The sequence below is a fragment of the Neobacillus solisequens genome, assembly GCF_051233465.1.
GTDB lineage: Bacteria > Bacillota > Bacilli > Bacillales > Cytobacillaceae > Neobacillus.
In genome coordinates this window covers 143,698-163,619 of the sequence record NZ_JBKFGJ010000017.1, presented here as the reverse complement: position 1 = coordinate 163,619, position 19,922 = coordinate 143,698, and the positions used below count along the sequence as shown (strand labels likewise).

Below are 19,922 nucleotides of genomic sequence, written 5' to 3'. Positions count from 1 at the left end.
CTAGGCTATCTCTACATAAAAAAATACCCTATCTTTAATAAAGATAAGGTTCATTTTTACGATTTAATCGGCATCCGCTTTAAATAAGTAACCATCCTCCACATCCATTCAAATGGCCCAAAACGAAAATAACGCAGCCAGATGGTGCTGAAAACGAGCTGAATGACATAGATTCCTAAACAAACGAACAGTGTTTGAGTGTAAGTAATCGGGGCATTTAAGAGCCATTTGGAAATGAAGATAAAAGCAGTTTGTGCTAGATAATTCGTCAGTGCCATTCTGCCTAAATTTTTTAAAGGCGCCAATATTTTTTGAATCGTAGTGAATTGTAACAGCAAAATCATGAATCCAACATAAAACCCTGAGACGATTGGACCTATTGTGATTCCCAAATTGATAAAATGCCAAGTTTTTTCATATTCTAACGATGAACCTGTGCCAAAGGTTGTTGGAGCAAACTGGTATTGATAGATGATTCCGACCACACTTAATAGGAATGATATGCCTGTAAAAATAGCAATCTTTTTCTTGTGTTCCTCGAGCCGCTCAAATACTTGATATTGTCCGGCAGTCATTCCAAGTAACATTAATGGGACAACCATGAATAATTTTATGGAGTAATATCCGATCACCATTAGCATCAGTATTGAAAAGGTTAGATTTATTGACCTGTTACACTTATAAAACGGTAAAAGGATGAGTCCGCTAATGGCATAAACAGTCAGCGCCTCCCCTGGATGAAACCGAACATGGACTAGTCCAAATATAAATAAAACAACAATACGCCTAAAAAAAAGTACATACCCATTCTTCCCTTTTTGATTGGCTCGGGTGATAAACAAATAAACCCCCACCCCAAACAAAAACGTAAAAATAGAGTAAAATCGTCCCTCCACAAACAGATATAAAAACCGCCAATACACGGCATCTACTGATCCCGAAGCTGGAACCTGTGCCTCCAACAAAGGACCTATATTCACCAACACAATCCCCAACAACGCAAACCCCCGCAAATAATCCAACACATCAATCCGTCGACCCAACTCCATCACAAAACTCCTTTAGTGCCTTTCCCAATAATCCTATAAACCACGAACATAAACGCAATAACATGTCCACTTCAGGGGGACATTTGTCCACGGGCGGTGCCTGTCACTTTTTTTCACCTTTTTTTCACCTTTTTTAACTCGGGAACCTGTAAATTAAAAACCTTTCATTTTGATTGTGTTGATATACATATGGCACCTGCACTTCCAACACTAGGTTAAAGGCGGTGTGGTTCTCTAAAAAATAGATATAGTCCTCAGATGGATAATATAAAATCAAGTCTACTTCCCGTTCTATTTTTTCCACAGACAGTAATATATTATTAATAATCCTTCTAAAGACCTGAACGGAAAATGGGTTAAAGAAGTAAAAGCGATTGTCCTGCGGATGAATCTCGTATTCCTCCGCCAAGCAGCAACAAAACTGGACCTTATCTGGCTGACTCTTTGTTTTGTGTAAGTAACTATTTCTATTTTCCATCGCATCTCGATAGAAGGTCTCATCCATCTCAATTCCTGACACATGAGTATGAAAATAATGATGGAGGTAAAAATTTAACCGCCCTTTTCCACAGCCAAAATCAACTACCCGATCAGTACTGTTTAGAACATAATGCTTAAACAGTTCCTCTAAAGCAGCATATGGTGTCGGCTCATAGCGATGGTAATGAAACGATTTGTGAAATCCCTGCTGCTCTTCCCCGGTTTTGATATTTAACAATTTATCATAATAATATTCTTTCACGATACGACTCCTATAAAATGTCATTCCATTTTTCTTTAGATTAAACTATTTTCTCTAAAAAAGACACTAATCCAACCAGATTACATGATTTTAACAAAAGGAAAAACAGTGTCGCTTTCGAAGTGCTTTGAAACACTCCTCTTTATGTAAAAACAGGCGAATTTATCCTAATGCCTAGCCCTACCATTCTCCCGCCTAAACAGCGGAATAACAGGAGTTGGTTCCAGTTGAAAATCAAAAAAATCCTTAACAACAATGCTGTTGTCATTATTGATCAAAACGAAGAAAAAATTGCTGTTGGTGCTGGCATTGCCTATCAAAAAAAGAAAAATGATATCATTAATCCTACTAAAATTGAAAAGCTCTTTGTAATGAAGGAAAAAGAGAGGTTTCAGCAGCTTCTTCAACAAATCCCCGAGGAACATTTCGCGCTATCAGAGGAGATTATTTCCTATGCTGAAGAAATACTGCAGACTAAATTAAACGAGCACATTCATATCGCGCTTACTGACCACTTGTCTTTCGCGATGGAACGGGTCAGCGATGGAATCCATGTTAAAAATAAGCTGTTCCACGAAATCAAAATGCTTTATAAGAAGGAGTTTGACATTGGGCTGTGGGCCATACAGCATATTGAACAAAAAACAAAGCTCAAATTGCCAGTCGACGAGGCTGCCTATATTGCCCTGCATCTTCATACAGCTAAGCTTCAAGGCGGTGATATTAAGCAAACACTGCGGCAAACAGCCATTCTTCGAGACATGATTCAAACTATTAAAGACTTCCTGGGGACTGATATTGACGAGAATAATCTGTCCTACCAACGCCTTATTAGCCATCTTCGCTTTACTTTAACAAGAGCCTACAATCACACGGCACCAACCATGGATGATGAAATGCTAAAAATGATCGTAGAAAAATTTCCAAAATCGTACAGTTGTGCCAAACGGATATCAATGAATCTTTCCAGTCAGCATAATATTCGGCTTCCAGAATATGAGCTTGGGTTCGTTACCCTCCATATCGAAAGGCTGCGAACGGCCACTTAATTTAAAAAGCTTGGATGGCGTTGTACCGGCCAATCCAAGCTTTTTATTTAAATTTATTTCCTGCGGATTTTCTCTACTTCATCGGCCACAAATTGAACATTGGTACCAACAATGACTTGAATGCTATTGGGTCCAACCACTTTAATCCCCGGCACCCCAGTTGCTTTTATCTTCTTTTGATCAACGGCATTCATATCCTTAACTTCTATTCTTAAACGTGTGACGCAGTTATCAACAGACGTGACATTGGCATCCCCGCCCAAGCCTTCATAAATTTGAGCTGCCAATGCAGCAAATCTACCATCTCCTGATATGCTAGCTTCAACAGTCTCCTCATCATCCTCTTCCCGTCCCGGAGTAGCTAAGTTGAATTTCACAATGATAAAGCGGAACAAGAAGTAGTAAATGACAGCAAACACCAAACCTTGAACCAGCAGCATATATGGCTGATGTGCCAGCGGCAATCTTGAACTTAAAATAAAGTCGACAAGTCCTGCACTGAACCCAAACCCAGCAGTCCAGTGGAAAGCTGCCGCAATCATCAAGGAAATACCGGTTAAAATGGCATGAACCAAATAAAGCATGGGTGCCAAGAACATGAAAGCAAATTCAATGGGCTCAGTTACACCGGTAAAGAAGGAAGCGAATCCAGCTGCCAACATTAAGGACGCCACCTGCTTTTTCTTTTTTGTCTTAGCAGTGTGGTACATGGCAAGACCTGCCGCTGGTAAACCAAACATCATAATCGGGAAGAAGCCGGCTTGATATCTGCCTGTAATACCAAGAGTTCCTTTACCGGACCAAAAGTTACCGATATCATTAATGCCTGCCACATCAAACCAGAATACGGAGTTCAAGGCATGGTGCAATCCAGTTGGTATCAATAACCGGTTAAAGAAACCATACAAGCCTGCACCTAATGCACCTAATTTTGCAATGGCTTCACCAAATGATACTAAACCTGTAAAAATCCATGGCCATACAAAAAATAATACTAACGAAACAACCAACATCGATACAGCCGTCATGATAGGAACCAGACGTTTTCCACTGAAGAACGCCAAGGCATCCGGCAATTTCACATGACTGAAGCGGTTATACATCATCGATGCAACAATACCAGAAAGAATTCCGACGAAAGCATTTCCGATTTTTGCAAAAGCAGGGTCAACCTTTGCCGCATCTATTCCCTGCAGCATGGCGACAGTTTCAGTTTTCAGCAAGGTGGTGACGACTAGGAAAGCTACCAAACCGCTCAGGGCAGCCGAACCATCCTTTTCTTTCGCCATCCCTAGCGCAACGCCGACTGCAAAAAGAATCGGGATATTGTCAATAATAGAGCCCCCTGCTTTAATCAAAAACGCAGCAATAGGACTTCCTGCCCCCCAGCCTGTCGGGTCAATCCAATATCCAATCCCCATTAAAATAGCAGCTGCAGGTAAAACAGCAACAGGCAACATCAACGAACGGCCAATTCTTTGTAAATACCCTTTCATTTCATTTCCCCCCAAAAAGTAATAATAAATAATTCCGGCAAATGATGCAGGTATTCAATAAACTGTCTGTCTGAAAGCTACCACCTCCTTTCCTGTTGAACTAGTAAAATAACTGTTTTTCCGGCAATGGCTGTTTTTTCATTTGTTCTATTTATTTGTTTGTCACTACCATTGGTCATGACAATTGGTGTTACCGTGCTATCAGCATGCTCTTTGATAAATTCCCAATCCACTTCCATCAGTGGCAGGCCGACTGAAACTTGGTCTCCTTCCGCTACTAGAGCAGTAAAGCCCTCCCCCTTTAGAGACACCGTTTCCAAACCAATATGAATAAGGATCTCTGAACCATCCTCGGCAAGAATCCCTAGGGCGTGTTTCGACGGGGCCACCTGAATGATCTTCCCCTCAACAGGAGCTAGAATCTTTCCGCCACTTGGATATATAGCAACCCCTTCCCCAATCATTTTTTGACTGAAAACCGGATCCGGCACTTCCTCAAGAGGAATGATTTCTCCATCGACCGGTGCATAAATGCTTATTGGACTCCCTTTTTTGAATAAGTTAAACTTCATATCCACACACACCCCTTAGGTTTTTGAAAAAACAAAAAAGGCATGGGGGTATAACAAAAGGACACAAAAATCCTTTTATTTTACCACCATGCCTGATCGAATCAGTAACATGTGATCACTATGTAATTAGCTTTTATTATAAAGTAGTTTTCAAGTATTGTAAACGGTTTCATACTAAAAATTTAACTCAATAAACTCCGGTCCACCGCAGCCCCTTAGGGTAATGGTTTTTCAAAAAGTGATCAGAACATTTCCCCCATCCGAGTGAATAGCCATCTACTTCAACCAGATACCAACCTTTTTCACCTTCTGCTTGGAGGGACTCCCCCCTTAAATAAGCCTGAATTTCCCGTGAATCCACGGCAAGATTCCATTTGTGCTTAACCTGATCCCCCTTTAATGAAAGGGCTAAGGCATGAGATGGTTCAAAGCGATTTCTCTTGATTGTGCCCAAATGCCAGCCGGGCCGAACAACTTTAAGGTTGTCCAGTGATAGCATTTCCTGTGGCAAAATATATAATTGTTCGCCAAATAACAGGTAGTCACCTGTTGGTTTTTCGGTTAGCGATGTGTCCGCAAATTCCAAATAGCTCTTTAGAACTTTACGATCATTCAAGGTTTTAGCATATTGCCGCTTTGCTGGCTCTTCACCGTCTTTTTTTCGTAAAACAGCCATAAAATGTCCTTCACCACGGACTTGGTGTGGCCAGATCCTTATCGACTTATCCAGATGTGGTGCAGGATCGGATACCCAGTCGGCACGACCGTGAGCAAATCCTTCAAAAACAATACTTTCTTCCAATTCGAAGTTAGGTTCCTTCTTTAAAAATTCACTGATCGTTCCTTCATTCTCCTCTGGTGAGAACGTGCAAGTGGAGTACACCAGCCTGCCACCTGGGCGAAGCATGGTTGCAGCATGACCTAGAATTTCCTGCTGCCTTCCCGCACATACCGCAACATTCTCGGGACTCCATTCGGCGCATGCGTCTGGATCTTTACGGAACATTCCTTCTCCAGAGCACGGAGCATCTACTAAAATTCGATCGAAATAAGCCGGAAATCTCTGGGCTAGTCGAGCAGGTGTTTCATTTGTGACCACCGCATTTGTAATCCCCATGCGCTCCACGTTTTGTGAAAGGATTTTAGCCCGAGCCGGGTGAATTTCGTTCGTCAGCAAAAAGCCTTGTTGTTTCATTTTAGAAGCTAGATGAGTGGTTTTACCACCCGGAGCAGCACAAAGATCTAGGACCCGTTCACCTGGTTTCGGGTCCAACAACTCACCTGCAGCCATCGCACTTGGTTCCTGAATATAATATAATCCCGCCTCGTGGTAAGGATGCTTTCCGGGACGGTCCTCCTCTGAATAATAAAAGCCCTCCGTGACCCACGGAACCTTCTCCAAAGCAAACGGACTTACTGCCTTGAATTCCTCAATAGGAATTTTTAATGTATTCACTCGCAATCCCTGCGACCGGTGTAACTCATAGCTATGTAAAAATTCCTCATATTCCTCTTGTAATAGTTCCTGCATTTTGAGAAGAAACTCTTTCGGTAACTCCATTTTCAACACCTCAAACAAACATCAAATTGTCCTCAATGTATAACGAAATTTGACGGTAGTCAAGTTATTGATTGGTGTCGGCTTTTTGATTACGGGACTTTTTTGCTATTTTGTTGAATTCAGCCACTTTGTTGTTGAATTTACGCCTATTTTTGTTGAATTCATTCCCTATTTTTGTTGAATCCCCATTCTTCATTTCTTTCGAACAGACAAAAAAAACCAGCTCTACAGAACTGGTCTTTATTTTAAGCCCCGATTTAAAAACGCCTTCGTCCGTTCGTTGCTTGGGTTGGTAAATATCTCACTCGGGTGACCTGTTTCAATGATTTCGCCATTGTCCATAAAAATGGCTTTGTTGGCAACCTCTTTGGCGAAACCCATTTCGTGTGTGACAACAATCATCGTCATGTGCTCTTCGGCAAGGTCTTTCATAACCTGAAGAACTTCACCTGTCAACTCAGGATCCAAAGCTGAAGTTGGTTCGTCAAATAACAAAATTTCAGGATTCATCATCAAGGCACGAGCGATGGCCACCCTTTGTTTTTGCCCGCCGGAAAGATTCGCCGGATAGGCCTCAGCTCGATCAGACAACCCAATTTTCGCCAAAATTTCCTTACTTCGCTGCTGCACAGAACTCTTCGGCTCCTTTTTTACCATTTTCGGTGCGAGCTCCAGATTTTCCTTTACGGTTAAATGTGGGAATAGATTAAAGTGCTGGAACACCATCCCCATTCTTGATGTAACCCGTTTAATCTCTTGTGGTGAGGAATAAATGCCGTCCTTTACCAGATAATCACCTGATACATTAATGCTTCCGCCCTCAATTTTTTCAAGATGCACGAGGCTACGGAGCATGGTGCTTTTTCCAGATCCAGATGGACCAATCACAGCAACGACGTCATTCTTATTTACATCAAAGGTAATTTGCTTCAGAACATCCAGATTTCCATACGACTTTTTGAGGTTGGTTACTTCGATGATAGCCACTTCCACCACTCCTTTCTATTCAAATTTGAATCGTCTTTCAATCCATTTAAAAAATACAGTTAAGATCAGCGTCATCAATAAGTAAATCAAACCAGCCACGACAAATGGGGCAATCGTAAAGTCCCTGTTTACGGCTGTTTCAGCAAAGTGCAATAACTCCGGTACAGCGACTGCATATAACAAAGCAGTGTCTTTTACCAACGTTACCGATTCATTGGCAACTGCCGGTAGAGCAATCCTGAACATTTGCGGTAAAATAATCCGAGTCGTCATTTGCCATTTGTTAAAACCAAGCACTTGCGCTGCTTCATATTGCCCTTTATCAATCGCCAGCAGCCCGCCGCGGAAAATCTCAGCAAAATAAGCTGCATAGTTTAATATAAACCCTAAGCATGCTGCCACAAAACGGTCAAGCACCAGATATTGTCCAATTCCAGGAATCATCGGCAATCCAAAACAAATAAATAACAGCTGCAGTAACAGCGGCGTCCCCCGCATCATATAAACATATCCCTGCGCCAGCCAAGACAGTGGTTTAAAGTTGCTTCTTACTGCCAATGTCAATAAAAATCCAAGTGGAATGGACACAGCAATACACACGATAAATAACAGCACTGTCATTTGTGCGCCATCAAGCATCGGACCAAGGATTGAAATGAAATAATCTAACGACATAGTAGGCTTCCTCCAAAAACAAAACAGGGTTTCCCTTGGAAATCCTGCTTTGTACTAAATTCTTACTTTAATATTTTATCTTCTCCAAACCATTTTGTTGAAATATCAGCAGCAGTGCCGTCTTCGTTCATTTTATCAAGTGCATTTTGCAGCTTCTTCAGCAATGCATCATTGCCTTTTTTTACACCTACACCATATTCCTCAGGGGCAAGTGACTCATCAAGAACTTTAAAAGCACCCTTTTCTTTTGTCATGTAATAATCAATGACCACTTCATCAATAACAACGGCATCTAAGCGGCCGCTCTTTAAGTCATTCAATGCCATAACATTATCGCCAAACTCGGTAACAGTCTTAATTTTAGACTTGATTGGGTTGGCATCTAATGCATCTGATGCCGAAGAAAGAGATTGTAGACCGACAACCTTACCTTCCAAATCAGACAGCTTTGATAGTTTTGAATTAGAGAGTGTCACAACGACTTGAGCATTTTTTAAATAAGGTTTTGTAAATAGAACCTTCTTCTTACGATCATCCGTAATAGTATAACCGTTCCAAATTAAGTCAATCCGGCCACTGCTTAACTCAGACTCTTTTGTTTTCCAATCGATTGGCTGAAATTCAACTTTCATACCCATTTTTTTGGCGGCTGCCTTCGCATAGTCAATATCGAAGCCGACAATATTATTCTTCTCATCGCGGAAGCCCATTGGCGCAAATTTATCGTCAATTCCAATTACCAATGTTTTATCATCGCTTTTAGAATCCGTTGAAGAACCAGAACACGCTGTTAGTACAGTGAACAATGCACCTATTAATAAAAATAAAGCTGCTAAACGCTTCATAATCTGTTAACCACCTTTAATAGAATATCAAAATCCTTTAGTACGTTACCATATTATCATACTACCACATTATAACACTATAATATTCCGAAATACAACACAAAAATGTCTATTTCAATTAGCAAAATAAGCTTTTCCAAGAAGTACCTGAATTTTTCCAACCGTATTTTGACTGTAACGGTTTAGACTCCATTGCTTTACTCCTCTAATTGCTTAAATTCAATACATAATGCTTGTATCCATTTTGAAAAAAACTTCCATAAAAATACAGCCATTTTTTCAAATTTTCCCTCGCTTTTTATAAATATAAGAAAAACGGGTTTCTTCTTTTTTAAAACATGGGTAAAATATCTTGTAGATTGAATAATTTTCTGGAGGAACCGGATGCTCAAGGAATTTATTGGCATAACATCACCAAAAACCAAAAGTTTAAAGCTTTTATATAGTTTAATTCGTAAACTGGGACCTGTAAGAATTAATACTCTTTCAGAGCTTACCGGGTATAAGCATTCAACTTGCGCACGTTTGCTGGATGAACTGGTTCAAGAGGGATTAATTTATGACAGTGGGATTGGGGAATCGAGCGGCGGTCGGAAGCCGTTAATGTATGTGATACATCCTCATAAGAACTATGTGATCGGTGTGGAACTTACTAGTTTATATACTACCATATTATTGCTTAATCTTAATTTAGAAATCGTAGGCATTGAAAAATTAAAGATGAGCTCAGAATGTACTGGCGAATATACACTGGATTATATCACTTCATGTATTGATTCATTACTGGCAAAACACCAAATTGCAAAAGAGCAATTATTAGGAATCGGCATTGGAGTTATTGATCCTATCGACCGTGAGCAGGGAACCTTTAAGAATCCCCATTTATTTACTGCTGGGGGATGGGAAAATCTTAATATTATTGAATACTTGCAGAAAAAAAACGAGATCTTGGTGTTGCTTGATAATGGAATTAACCTTGCTGCCTTAGCCGAATATCGAAAAAATCATTGGAAAGAGACTGATAATCTCACTTTTGTCTCTAATGATTTAGGTATTCGTTATGGAGCCATCTTTCAAGGCAGAATGGTCAGTTATAAAAATGATATTGATGATGCATTCGGGCATATGACTGTTGATATTCATGGTCGCCGCTGTACCTGTGGGTCTTTTGGCTGTCTGCAAGCCTACTCTAGTATACCGGCAATCCGAGATGAAGTCGTCCGAAAAATCAAAAGAGGAAAATATTCTATCTTGCAAGAAAGGGTAACAGATTCTGGAGAGATTGACTTCCATCATATCTTAGAAGCGATTGAGGAAAAGGATCCGCTTTGTCTCGAGGTTGTCCAAGATGCGGCCTATTATTATGGTGTTGGTCTTAGCAACCTGATTTTGCTACTGCGGCCTGATGTTGTGATTTGTGGTGGGGCCTTAATACCAAAACCGCTCTTTTTCGATGTAGTCTCACAAACGGCGCAAAAGCGATTACGTCACAATACCCAAATTCAAACTAGGATCATTAAATCCACTACCGCTTATGAAATCGTTGCACAAGGAGCCGGCTGCATGATCCTTGATTATTTTACAGAAGAATATTAAAAAGGAATTTGCCTTATAGCAGCAAATTCCTTTTTCAATTTATTTAATTACTGCATCCAATGCAATCTCAATCATATCATTAAAAGTGGTTTGACGTTCTTCTGCCGTCGTTTCCTCGCCGGTTAACAGGTGGTCACTTACTGTTAATACGCCAAGAGCATTGACTCCATAACGGGCCGCAATCGTGTACAGCGCGTTTGTTTCCATTTCAACCGCAAGCACTCCATGTTCGCCCAATTTTTTATAAAGATCCATGCTTTCCCGATAGAATACATCTGATGAGAAAACATTACCCACCCGAAGGTTTAAGCCTTTTTCAACACCCGCATCGTAGGTTTTCTTAAGAAGATCCCAGCTTGCACATGGTGCGAAATCAATTCCAGAAAACTCCAAGCGGTTAATTTGTGAATCAGTGCTCGAAGTCATGGCAATAATCACATCGCGAATTTTAACATCTTTATTTAAAGCTCCACAGGTTCCAACGCGAACTAAATTCTTAACACCATAGAAGCGAATCAACTCATTTACATAAATCGAAATAGATGGATGCCCCATACCTGTTCCTTGAACCGATACTCGCTTGCCCTTATAGGTTCCAGTAAAACCAAGCATCCCACGGACGTTATTATAGCATTCCGCCCCTTCCAAAAATGTTTCGGCAATATATTTTGCACGTAAAGGATCTCCTGGAAGCAGAATGGATTCAGCAATATCTCCTTCTTTAGCACCAATATGAGTACTCAACAACAATTCCTCCTTATGTAAAAACAAAATTAGTAAATCTCTACTTTAATACTTTGTCGTATAAAGTGTAATTTATTCCATTCGGAATGTAAATAGATAAAACCATAAGTGATAAAAAGTGGGTAACCTTTCTTATTTCCACTGGATTCATTCCTTTGTATTTTTTGTACTTTTTATATTTATTAAAAAAAGAGCACAAAAAAAACCTACCTTTCCTCTTGGCAGGTGAGAATTTTTATTCTGTATTCTTTGCAATAACCGTCTGATTTTTTCCATTGTGTTTGGCTTCATATAAACAGTCATCCGTCATCTTAAAAAAGTTTTCTTTCCCACGCCCCCTATCATAAGAGGACAATCCAATACTTACTGTAACTGCCTTATGATCTAATTCCTCATGAATCATCTGGCTCACACTTTTCCGCAATTGTTCCGTCAATGCAAATGACTCAGCAATACTTTTTTCGGTAAAAATAACCGAAAATTCTTCACCGCCATATCTTGAGGCAAAATCGTTCAGTGTAATATGAGCCTTAATTTGGTCGCTTACGCGTTTTAAAACAATATCCCCCACCCAGTGTCCATAATTATCATTGACCTTTTTAAAATTATCAATATCAATAATGGCCAATTGGAGGGGCAATTGATTGTTTTCACTTTGTTCAATTAACCCTTCAAGATATTCATGAAACGTTTTATGATTATATAAATCGGTTAGAGGATCTATCTTACTGGCCCTGTCCATCAAAATATTTTTCACTAGCAATTCTTCTTGTTCTTTATTTGACTTTTCCAAGTGAATAAAAAATTGTTTCCCTCTACTAATAATACCTAATGAGATAATTGTAAAACAAATGTAGACACCAATATATAATAATAGGTCAGGTGCCGTTAAATCACGTGAGAAAGGTTTATGAAAGAAGAACATCCCTACAATGGAAATTAAGCATAATGCACTTGTAAAATAAACTTTTTCATATTCAAGGTATAATGCCGAAATAACGATTGCAATAAATAGAATAAAATGAATACCATTCACATATGGATAAAGCCAAATGTAAACCAATAATGATAATAATAATCCCAATAAACCGAAATATTCATTCCACCGTTTAAATAAACGGTATAAAATTTCAATCACAATCAACAAGGAGGTAATCATCATTGACTGCAGAAAAAGCAACTGCTTTACGTTCCTTATATAATTTTCAGTCCCTGAAGTCGTCAATAAGCCTATACATGTTAGAATCGATCCAACTAAGATTGACCACCAACTTATTTTCCGGATCAATTTATTTAACTTGGGTATCTCCATTAACGTATCTTTTTCGTTCATAATGGTTCCTCTCTATTTCTTGATAAAAGCGCGAAACTGTTTACCCTGCTGCATGATCCCATTGCGCACCCTTCACGGCCATATCATGAAGCAATATCCCAAAGCTAAAAGAATCCAGAGGTTTTGAAAATAAATAGCCTTGTCCGTAGCTACAATTAAGCGCTGTTAATATTCTTGCCTGATGCTCGTGTTCAATTCCTTCGGCAACGACCTTTAAATTTAAGTTTACTCCTAAGTCAATGATTGTTTTCACCAATGATTCTCGCTCGGAATCAGCCATTACATCAATAAACGATTTATCAATTTTTAGCGTATTTATCGGTAATTCGCGTAAAATATATAAAGATGAATAGCCTGTCCCAAAATCATCAATCGCCGTTTTTACTCCCATGGTTTTTAACTCATTTAGGATCTCTGTCGATTCTTTTACGTTTTGCATGATGCTTTCGGTAATTTCCAATTCTAGATATTCCGGTTGTAGACCTGTATCACGTAGGATATTTTGTACGGTTTTGATAAACTCATAATGTTGAAATTGTCGAACAGAAACATTTACCGATAGATACACAGGCGATAATCCCGCATCTTGCCAAGCCTTATTCTGTTGGCAGGCATTTTTCAGTACCCACTCGCCAATCATGACAATTTGCCCAGTTTCCTCAGCAATCGGGATAAACTCGGCCGGTGAAATCCATCCCAAGTCTGGGTGCTTCCAACGTAATAGGGCTTCTACACCTTTTATTTTTCTCGATTTCATTTCAATAATTGGCTGATAATACACCTCAAGCTGTTTTTTATCAATGGCTTTTCTTAGTCCATTCTCAAGCTGTATTTTGCGGGAATTCTTTTGATTCAATTCTTCATTAATAAATTTATAATTGTTTCGCCCTCTTCCTTTTGCCAAATACATGGCTACATCAGCGTTTTTATGAATCGCTTCTGCAGTATTTCCATCTTCGGGATATAAACTAATCCCAATACTTGGAGTTATAGCTACCTCATGTTCACCTATAACAAAAGGCTCGGAAAATTGCCGAATAATGGTTTTAGCCTCATATTCACATTTATTCCTGTCCGCATCAGGAAGAATAATAATAAATTCATCCCCGCCCAACCGATAAATATGATCACGCTCTCCTATAGTACCTTTTAGCTTTTCGGCAGATTTTTTTAAGACTTGATCTCCAAATAGATGCCCCAGGGAATCATTTATATTTTTAAAACGGTCCAAATCAATTAATAGAAATCCAACAATACGATTGTTTTCACTTGCCATCTCCATTATTTGGTCCAGATCCTCATTAAAGCTTGCCCGATTATTTAAGCCGGTTAATTGATCGAAATAGGCCAAAATTTGGTATTCACTCATGATGGTTTCACTTCTTTTAATAATAAAAATCTGCCTGGTCAGAATGATGGGAAAGATAATGGATAACCCAAAACTTAATAGGTTGACATGCCATTGATAGCTTTGAAGCTCCAAAATAATTAGAAATAGAACACTGACCATTGGAAAAAGAGACTCTTTGGCTTCAGGAGGTTTTTCAAGCTCCCATTTAAGTTCGGAGGATTGATCCTCCGCATATAGTCCAACCAGACCGATGACCATTATTGCTAGTAAATATAAAACATCAACCACATTTCCTGGAATATATGTATGGTGTGATAATTGAAATACATAAATGGTATCGGCAATAATTTGAATAAAAAATCCAATCGTAAGTGGGAAGATGGGAAATTTCTCATTATGATGCTGCGATAGTTGAAATAGTAATATGGTAATAAACAAAATCGTTAAATCAGTTAACGGTAAAGCCACAGCGAGAAAAGTCGCTAGGAAAGATTGACTAACAGCCCCCAATATAGGCTTAATTAAGTAATGAATACTAATCACCGTGGCACTTATCATGAAAATAAAAATATTAAATAAATGTGGATTTTTCAAAAAAGGGCCACTCCACAATTTCGTTTTATACATTAATGCAATGGAGTAAAAGATATAGCCCGCTTGCCATATAAACGAAGTGAATAAAGGAAAGTCGGTTTTTCCGGTAGTTACCTGGACAAAGAGGTAAACAAAATTGGACACTACAATCAGGAAGGATCCGATACAAAGTAGCATCCAAAAATATTTGCTTTTATCTGATATTTTCCGATAGGCTTTAAAGAGCCAAATACCGCTTAGGATTCCTCCAAATATAGGAAAAACTGCTACACCTATCGCCCTCAACGATTCAATATCTTTAAAAATCAGCGTCCAGCAAAAGTATAAAAAATTGGTCAGTAATAAGGCGATTAATGCTGCTCGTCCAGATGTAATCATCGTAATCCCTCACGTTATAAGTATGTACGTACGTTCACAATCATTTTTTCAAAAACAAAAAGAGCTATTTCCACTTTGGAAATATCTCTTCGGTTTGCAAAAGTTAACCCTTCGGTAACTCAGCCACCATAGGTTATCCCGTAGGTCTGCAGTTTTGCGTCCTCATCTTTCAATGAGTTTGCCCTGATCAAATATATTTTATTTTAACATTGATATATAGAATAATATAGTGTTTTTTAGTATACAAGTATGGTATTTATTAGTTCATAATACCTAATTTCCGCCACATGTACTAATGGTAAATACAACCATATAACCTTTGAAGTTTATATTAAAAAAACTTGTCACCCGCTTCTTTACGAGCAGGTGACAAGCCTTTACTTCTAATCATTTTGTTGCTGTTTCACTTTATTCCTCTTCAAAGGAATCACAATTCTAGTCAGCAGTTCGCTTTCTTCTACTTCGCCGGGAGAATTATAATAATATTCATAGTAGACATCGCTTCTTTCATATCCATGGTCGGCAATCCAATTGATGATTTCCTGATAGGCGGACTCCATTTCGGAATAGGGCCCCTTATACATGTAGGAAGCTACCTTACCAGGAGGAATCAGACCTGCCCTTATTTTGTCACGGTCTGGGAACAAACCAGCTACCGGGAAACCTACCTCTACCTCAACATTCTGGATATCCATGTTATAGTAGGCTGCATAAGGAGCACCAATCGGACCTTCTCCAAGCTCATTCAAATATGAGGTTATTTGCATGAAGCTTTCACCAATCAATTTTGGCAGCAGATCCATTGTCGTTTTTACCCTAATCGTTAATACAGGCTGAATCATTTGTTCAAGCAGCTCAATATTGGCCATTATTATTTCCCCCTTTTTCAAAAAACTTTGCTCATTTCTGAACAAGTTGGATTACCAAAATCTACTTTTTTGAAAAATCTATGGGAGCAAGGGATAAAAATACTTTTTGCGAGTCATATTTTACCAGTCACTTATATTTATAGTATAAAACAAAAAAAGGCACATGAAAAGGGCAACACCTAATCTTGGTAGTTGCCCCCTTCCTAATGCTCTTGTACCTGTACATCGATCCATTTCCGTACACTATTAATAAAACACACCCGCGTGCATTTTTTCAAATCGGCTTTGGTGAGAATTTTTTCATGGATTTTCCCAGATTTAATTAGCCTATTCCGATAGGTTCCTGCAAGAAGGCCACTTTCCACTGGAGGCGTCCAATACTGACCATCCATTTCTATGACAATATTCCCATTAGTGAATTCAGTCAGCTCCCCGCTCTCATTCCACAGTAACACATCAAAAACATCTTTCGGCTTATTCTGCTGAAAGTCAGAATAAATCATTCGGTTCGTTGTTTTATGATATAAAAAAGGAGAATTTTTATCGATAGGGTGTTTAGCCACCATGACCTGCAACGGTTCATCCATTGGCATAATAGACTGGCCTTCCATTATTAGTGAACCGTCACGTGATAAAAGCAAGCGAACCTTATAGCAGCCTAGTTGATTTTGCATGGCAAACTGCTGCAAAGATTCTTCCACGTTCTCTTTTTTATAAATGAAACCGAAATACTGTGCAGAATCTTCCAATCGTTTCAGATGTTCTGCCAGTAAAAAATACGTTCCATTCTCTAGTAAAATGCTTTCCAGCAATTGAAATGGCGGACGATTCTCACTCAACAATTTCGCTTTTGCCAAGATTTCTTGGTACTCTCCTTCGGCAGTAGAATCCCAAGTAACACCTCCGCCCACCCCATAGGTGGCTTCGCCGGAGTGCTGATCAATGATGACCGTTCTGATTGGAACATTAAAAACAGCTTCCTTCTGAGGAGTAATAAAACCTATTGCACCGCAATACACTTCACGTGGTGCTGTTTCTAACTCAGCAATAATGTTCATCGTACTAACCTTGGGAGCACCGGTAATGGAGCCACACGGAAACAGTGCCTTAAAGACATCAAAAATGGTGACCTGCTCGGAAACCTGCGCTGAAATGGTCGAAGTCATTTGATGCACCGTTGGGTATTGTTCAATATCAAAAAGGCTTTCCACTTCAACCGTTCCCGGTTCGGCGATCATCCCTAGATCATTGCGCAATAAATCGACAATCATCACATTTTCAGCACGGTTTTTTTCGGAGTGATAGAGCCAATTGGCATTGGTGATATCCTCATTTAAGGTCTTTCCCCGTTTTACCGTTCCTTTCATTGGCCTGGTGACGATTTTGTCCCCTTTCAAATGAAAAAATAATTCAGGTGAAGCGGATAAAATGCTGTGGTCCCCTGTATGCAGATAGGCACAATAGTTTGAGGTTTGCCCCCTTTTTAGCTTTTCAAAAAAGGCCATTTCATCTCCCTGAAATTGCGAGGTTAACCGGATTGTATAGTTAATTTGATAAGTGACGCCATCCTCAATCGATTGTTTTATCGAATCAATAGCAGCGTTATACTCTTCTATTTCGATAGAAGGCTTCCATTCTGACAAAGAGTACGTACCTGAACTGTTTAACGACAGATGGTCGGGTTCTTGAAAAATGCCAAACCAAAGTAATGGCAATTTGTTCCCTTTGTGGACCATGTACGCAGGATCAAAGGCAGGGGCACTTTCATAAGAAAGAAACCCAGCAGCATAGAATCCCTGTTCAACAGCGTCCTCCACCAACCGAAGACAAGGCTCAACCTCTTCAATCGTGTAGGCTGTAATCACACGATGAGGATTTTGAAACGTATAGGGTATTATTTTTCCATCAGAATGCGAGAATTCAAATGAGAGAATAGGTTCTGTTTTCATCAGTTTCTTCCTTATATTGCTTTGTATGTTTAAAGAAATTCTTTAGCATCTCTAAGCCATATTCTGTGAGAATAGCCTCTGGGTGAAATTGAACGGCTTCGATTGGGTATTGGTGATGGCGAATTGCCATGATCTTGTCATCCTCACTTCGGGCGGAAATTTCCAAGCACGATGGCAATACGTCCTCGTCCACGACTAATGAATGATAACGGGTGACCCGCATGGGAGATGGCAGGCCGTTGAATAACCCTTTTTTGTCATGGATGATGCTTGAGGTTTTTCCATGCATAGGCTTGCTTGATTTTTTCACCAACCCTCCAAAGGCCTGAGCAATAATTTGCTGACCCAGGCATACACCCAATATTGGAATCTCTTGATAAAAGGTTCTGACTACCTCTAAGCAAATTCCTGAAGAATCCGGGTTGCCTGGTCCTGGTGAAATGAGGATCTGGTCTGGTTTCAACTGACGGATTTCCTCCAGTGTAATGGCGTCATTCCGTTTGACAATCACCTGTTCACCAATTTTTCGAATATATTGCACTAAATTAAATGTAAATGAATCATAATTATCAATTACGAGTATCATAAGATATTTCTGTCTCCATTTCTCGTAGTATTGGAGTTATTATAATGCAGTAAGCTTATGAATCGTTTCTGGGTCTTTGATAAATTGGGATGGATACTCATATACTAATGGATTTCGTTCGCATAACCTCTCCCATGCCATCACACACTGTGGATCAAAATGAGTGCCACTATTTTCTTTAATGTATTCCATGGCTTTTTGGTGCGGCCATGGTTTCCGGTATGCTCGCTCAGAAGTTAAAGCATCATAAACATCTGCCACTGCAACAATTCTTGCAAAGTATGGAATCTTTTGACCTTTTAATTGGTCGGGATATCCAGTCCCATCCCATTTTTCATGATGGGATCGGATGATTTCCAATTCATCCTTCATGAATCCAAGATCTCTACACATATCATACCCATCAATCGGATGTCTTTCAATTCTAACCCGTTCCTCTGCAGTTAATTTGCCTGGTTTATTTAAAATCGTATCCGGGACTCTTATTTTTCCAACATCATGGACGAGCCCTCCCTGAACAATAATTCGAAGCTGTTCCGGCTTTAAGTGAAGTTCTTCTGCCAGTTTAAGAGCATACATGGTTACACGCAATGTATGCCCTGCTGTGTAGGTATCTTTCTTTTCTGTAGCTGTAACAAGAGCTTTAACACTTGGAATAATACTATGGGTAACCCGTTCAAACGGATCATTTGTAAAAAGGGAGCGAACGGAATTGACAAGCGTCCCCTTTACCGAATATTGCTTATACAAACCTATTATCATCACAATCATCGATGCTAGTAATAAGAAGTGATAAATCCACCAACTAGAGGCCCATAAAACCCCTCTTACCATGATAATTTGAGAGACAGTAATCCAGCCGGAACTGTACACTATGGCTATTTGCAATGGAAAGCGCGAATAACGATATGAATAATAATAGCGATAAATCGTAAAACCATTTAATAGAAAAACCACTGCTGTAATGAGGATATTAAGTGGTTTTACATTTAATGGGATCAAATTTGCCAAGTTTGGATACATAATTCCTACTGTTCCAAATATACACAACATAACAGTCCAAACCGAATGAAGGTACCGCTGATGTTTTGAGAAAAATTCAATAACACGATTGTCAGAAGGCAGAGCCGATAAGGACATCCAACTAGCAGCCAATAACATGCTTAATTGCGCCGATATACCTGGCAAGCGGGTACTTCCAAGTAAAAAATGCGGCGTTGATAATCCATGAATCGAAAATAGGATAGCTAAGGATAAAAAGGATAGAGATAGAAAGCTGACCTTAATATTCCGAATTCTGACTCCGACAACCCCGATGGCAATTGAAATCATACTCGCTAAAATCGATACCACGCTGACAATATAAAAATGCCCATTGGGAAACATATACATCGTGTCTTTTAGAACACCAGAATACAAAACTTCAAATACAAGATAGGGAATGATCACTGCTGCTAATGGCCCAAGATAGCTGTGTCTTTTCATAAAAACCCTCCATAAAACCTAGTCCATTAGTCTATAGTAGCATAGCGTGTTAGTAGTGAAT

17 protein-coding genes and 1 riboswitch are annotated in these 19,922 nt (G+C 39.4%); of the genes, 2 read left to right on the top strand and 15 right to left on the bottom strand.

What is annotated here, in order from left to right:
* Positions 1 to 56: 56 nt before the first annotated feature.
* Together ACI3K6_RS16580 and ACI3K6_RS16575 are read right to left on the bottom strand one after the other, a co-directional pair.
* Positions 57 to 1,049 carry a DUF418 domain-containing protein gene (locus tag ACI3K6_RS16580; protein ID WP_435555694.1) on the bottom strand — a complete coding sequence of 331 codons (993 nt, stop codon included), beginning with the start codon at positions 1,047 to 1,049 and terminating at the stop codon, positions 57 to 59.
* 133 nt (positions 1,050 to 1,182) lie between these two features.
* Complete coding sequence (locus ACI3K6_RS16575; protein ID WP_435555693.1) at positions 1,183 to 1,791, bottom strand: methyltransferase domain-containing protein; 609 nt, start codon at positions 1,789 to 1,791, stop codon at positions 1,183 to 1,185.
* A gap of 227 nt (positions 1,792 to 2,018) precedes the next feature.
* On the opposite strand from ACI3K6_RS16575, the gene ACI3K6_RS16570 reads away from it, so the two are divergent.
* Positions 2,019 to 2,840, top strand: coding sequence for a PRD domain-containing protein (locus ACI3K6_RS16570; RefSeq protein WP_435555692.1), 822 nt, complete (start codon positions 2,019 to 2,021; stop codon positions 2,838 to 2,840).
* Positions 2,841 to 2,893: 53 nt separating this feature from the next.
* Here the strand turns inward: ACI3K6_RS16570 and nagE are convergent, their stop codons facing one another.
* The 6 genes from nagE to ACI3K6_RS16540 form a co-directional block, all read right to left on the bottom strand.
* A complete protein-coding gene (gene nagE / locus ACI3K6_RS16565) occupies positions 2,894 to 4,336 on the bottom strand; it encodes an N-acetylglucosamine-specific PTS transporter subunit IIBC (protein WP_435555691.1) in 1,443 nt (480 codons plus the stop codon).
* Positions 4,337 to 4,413: 77 nt separating this feature from the next.
* On the bottom strand, positions 4,414 to 4,908 hold the full coding sequence (locus ACI3K6_RS16560; RefSeq protein WP_435555690.1) for a PTS sugar transporter subunit IIA: 495 nt from the start codon (positions 4,906 to 4,908) through the stop codon (positions 4,414 to 4,416).
* Between the two features lie 187 nt (positions 4,909 to 5,095).
* Positions 5,096 to 6,469 (bottom strand): RsmB/NOP family class I SAM-dependent RNA methyltransferase, encoded by a 1,374-nt coding sequence (locus ACI3K6_RS16555; RefSeq protein WP_435555689.1) that lies wholly within the window; start codon positions 6,467 to 6,469, stop codon positions 5,096 to 5,098.
* Between the two features lie 240 nt (positions 6,470 to 6,709).
* Entirely contained in the window at positions 6,710 to 7,456 is a 747-nt protein-coding gene (locus tag ACI3K6_RS16550; protein WP_435555688.1) for an amino acid ABC transporter ATP-binding protein, read from the bottom strand.
* Positions 7,457 to 7,471: 15 nt separating this feature from the next.
* On the bottom strand, positions 7,472 to 8,131 hold the full coding sequence (locus ACI3K6_RS16545) for an amino acid ABC transporter permease (RefSeq protein WP_435555687.1): 660 nt from the start codon (positions 8,129 to 8,131) through the stop codon (positions 7,472 to 7,474).
* A gap of 62 nt (positions 8,132 to 8,193) precedes the next feature.
* Positions 8,194 to 8,976, bottom strand: a complete 783-nt coding sequence (locus tag ACI3K6_RS16540) for an amino acid ABC transporter substrate-binding protein (protein ID WP_435555686.1) — start codon at positions 8,974 to 8,976, stop codon at positions 8,194 to 8,196.
* A gap of 384 nt (positions 8,977 to 9,360) precedes the next feature.
* Here ACI3K6_RS16540 and ACI3K6_RS16535 point away from each other — a divergent pair, with 384 nt between their 5' ends.
* Positions 9,361 to 10,572, top strand: coding sequence for an ROK family protein (locus ACI3K6_RS16535; RefSeq protein ID WP_435555685.1), 1,212 nt, complete (start codon positions 9,361 to 9,363; stop codon positions 10,570 to 10,572).
* Between the two features lie 39 nt (positions 10,573 to 10,611).
* On the opposite strand, the gene deoD is transcribed toward ACI3K6_RS16535, so the two are convergent.
* The 7 genes from deoD to ACI3K6_RS16500 all read right to left on the bottom strand — a co-directional run bounded on the left by deoD (position 10,612) and on the right by ACI3K6_RS16500 (position 19,861).
* A complete protein-coding gene (deoD, locus tag ACI3K6_RS16530) occupies positions 10,612 to 11,316 on the bottom strand; it encodes a purine-nucleoside phosphorylase (protein WP_335477145.1) in 705 nt (234 codons plus the stop codon).
* Positions 11,317 to 11,551: 235 nt separating this feature from the next.
* Positions 11,552 to 12,649 (bottom strand): GGDEF domain-containing protein, encoded by a 1,098-nt coding sequence (locus ACI3K6_RS16525; protein ID WP_435555684.1) that lies wholly within the window; start codon positions 12,647 to 12,649, stop codon positions 11,552 to 11,554.
* 40 nt (positions 12,650 to 12,689) lie between these two features.
* Entirely contained in the window at positions 12,690 to 14,972 is a 2,283-nt protein-coding gene (locus tag ACI3K6_RS16520) for an EAL domain-containing protein (RefSeq protein ID WP_435555683.1), read from the bottom strand.
* Positions 14,973 to 15,082: 110 nt separating this feature from the next.
* Positions 15,083 to 15,165, bottom strand: a riboswitch (cyclic di-GMP riboswitch).
* A gap of 190 nt (positions 15,166 to 15,355) precedes the next feature.
* Positions 15,356 to 15,841, bottom strand: a complete 486-nt coding sequence (locus tag ACI3K6_RS16515) for a GyrI-like domain-containing protein (protein WP_335477142.1) — start codon at positions 15,839 to 15,841, stop codon at positions 15,356 to 15,358.
* A 203-nt stretch (positions 15,842 to 16,044) separates the two neighbouring features.
* A complete protein-coding gene (pabB, locus tag ACI3K6_RS16510; RefSeq protein ID WP_435555682.1) occupies positions 16,045 to 17,790 on the bottom strand; it encodes an aminodeoxychorismate synthase component I in 1,746 nt (581 codons plus the stop codon).
* Positions 17,762 to 18,376, bottom strand: coding sequence for an anthranilate synthase component II (locus ACI3K6_RS16505; RefSeq protein ID WP_435555681.1), 615 nt, complete (start codon positions 18,374 to 18,376; stop codon positions 17,762 to 17,764). The genes pabB and ACI3K6_RS16505 overlap by 29 nt, the downstream gene beginning before the upstream one ends.
* Positions 18,377 to 18,415: 39 nt before the next feature.
* A complete protein-coding gene (locus ACI3K6_RS16500) occupies positions 18,416 to 19,861 on the bottom strand; it encodes an HD-GYP domain-containing protein (protein WP_435555680.1) in 1,446 nt (481 codons plus the stop codon).
* Between the last annotated feature and the right edge of the window lie 61 nt (positions 19,862 to 19,922).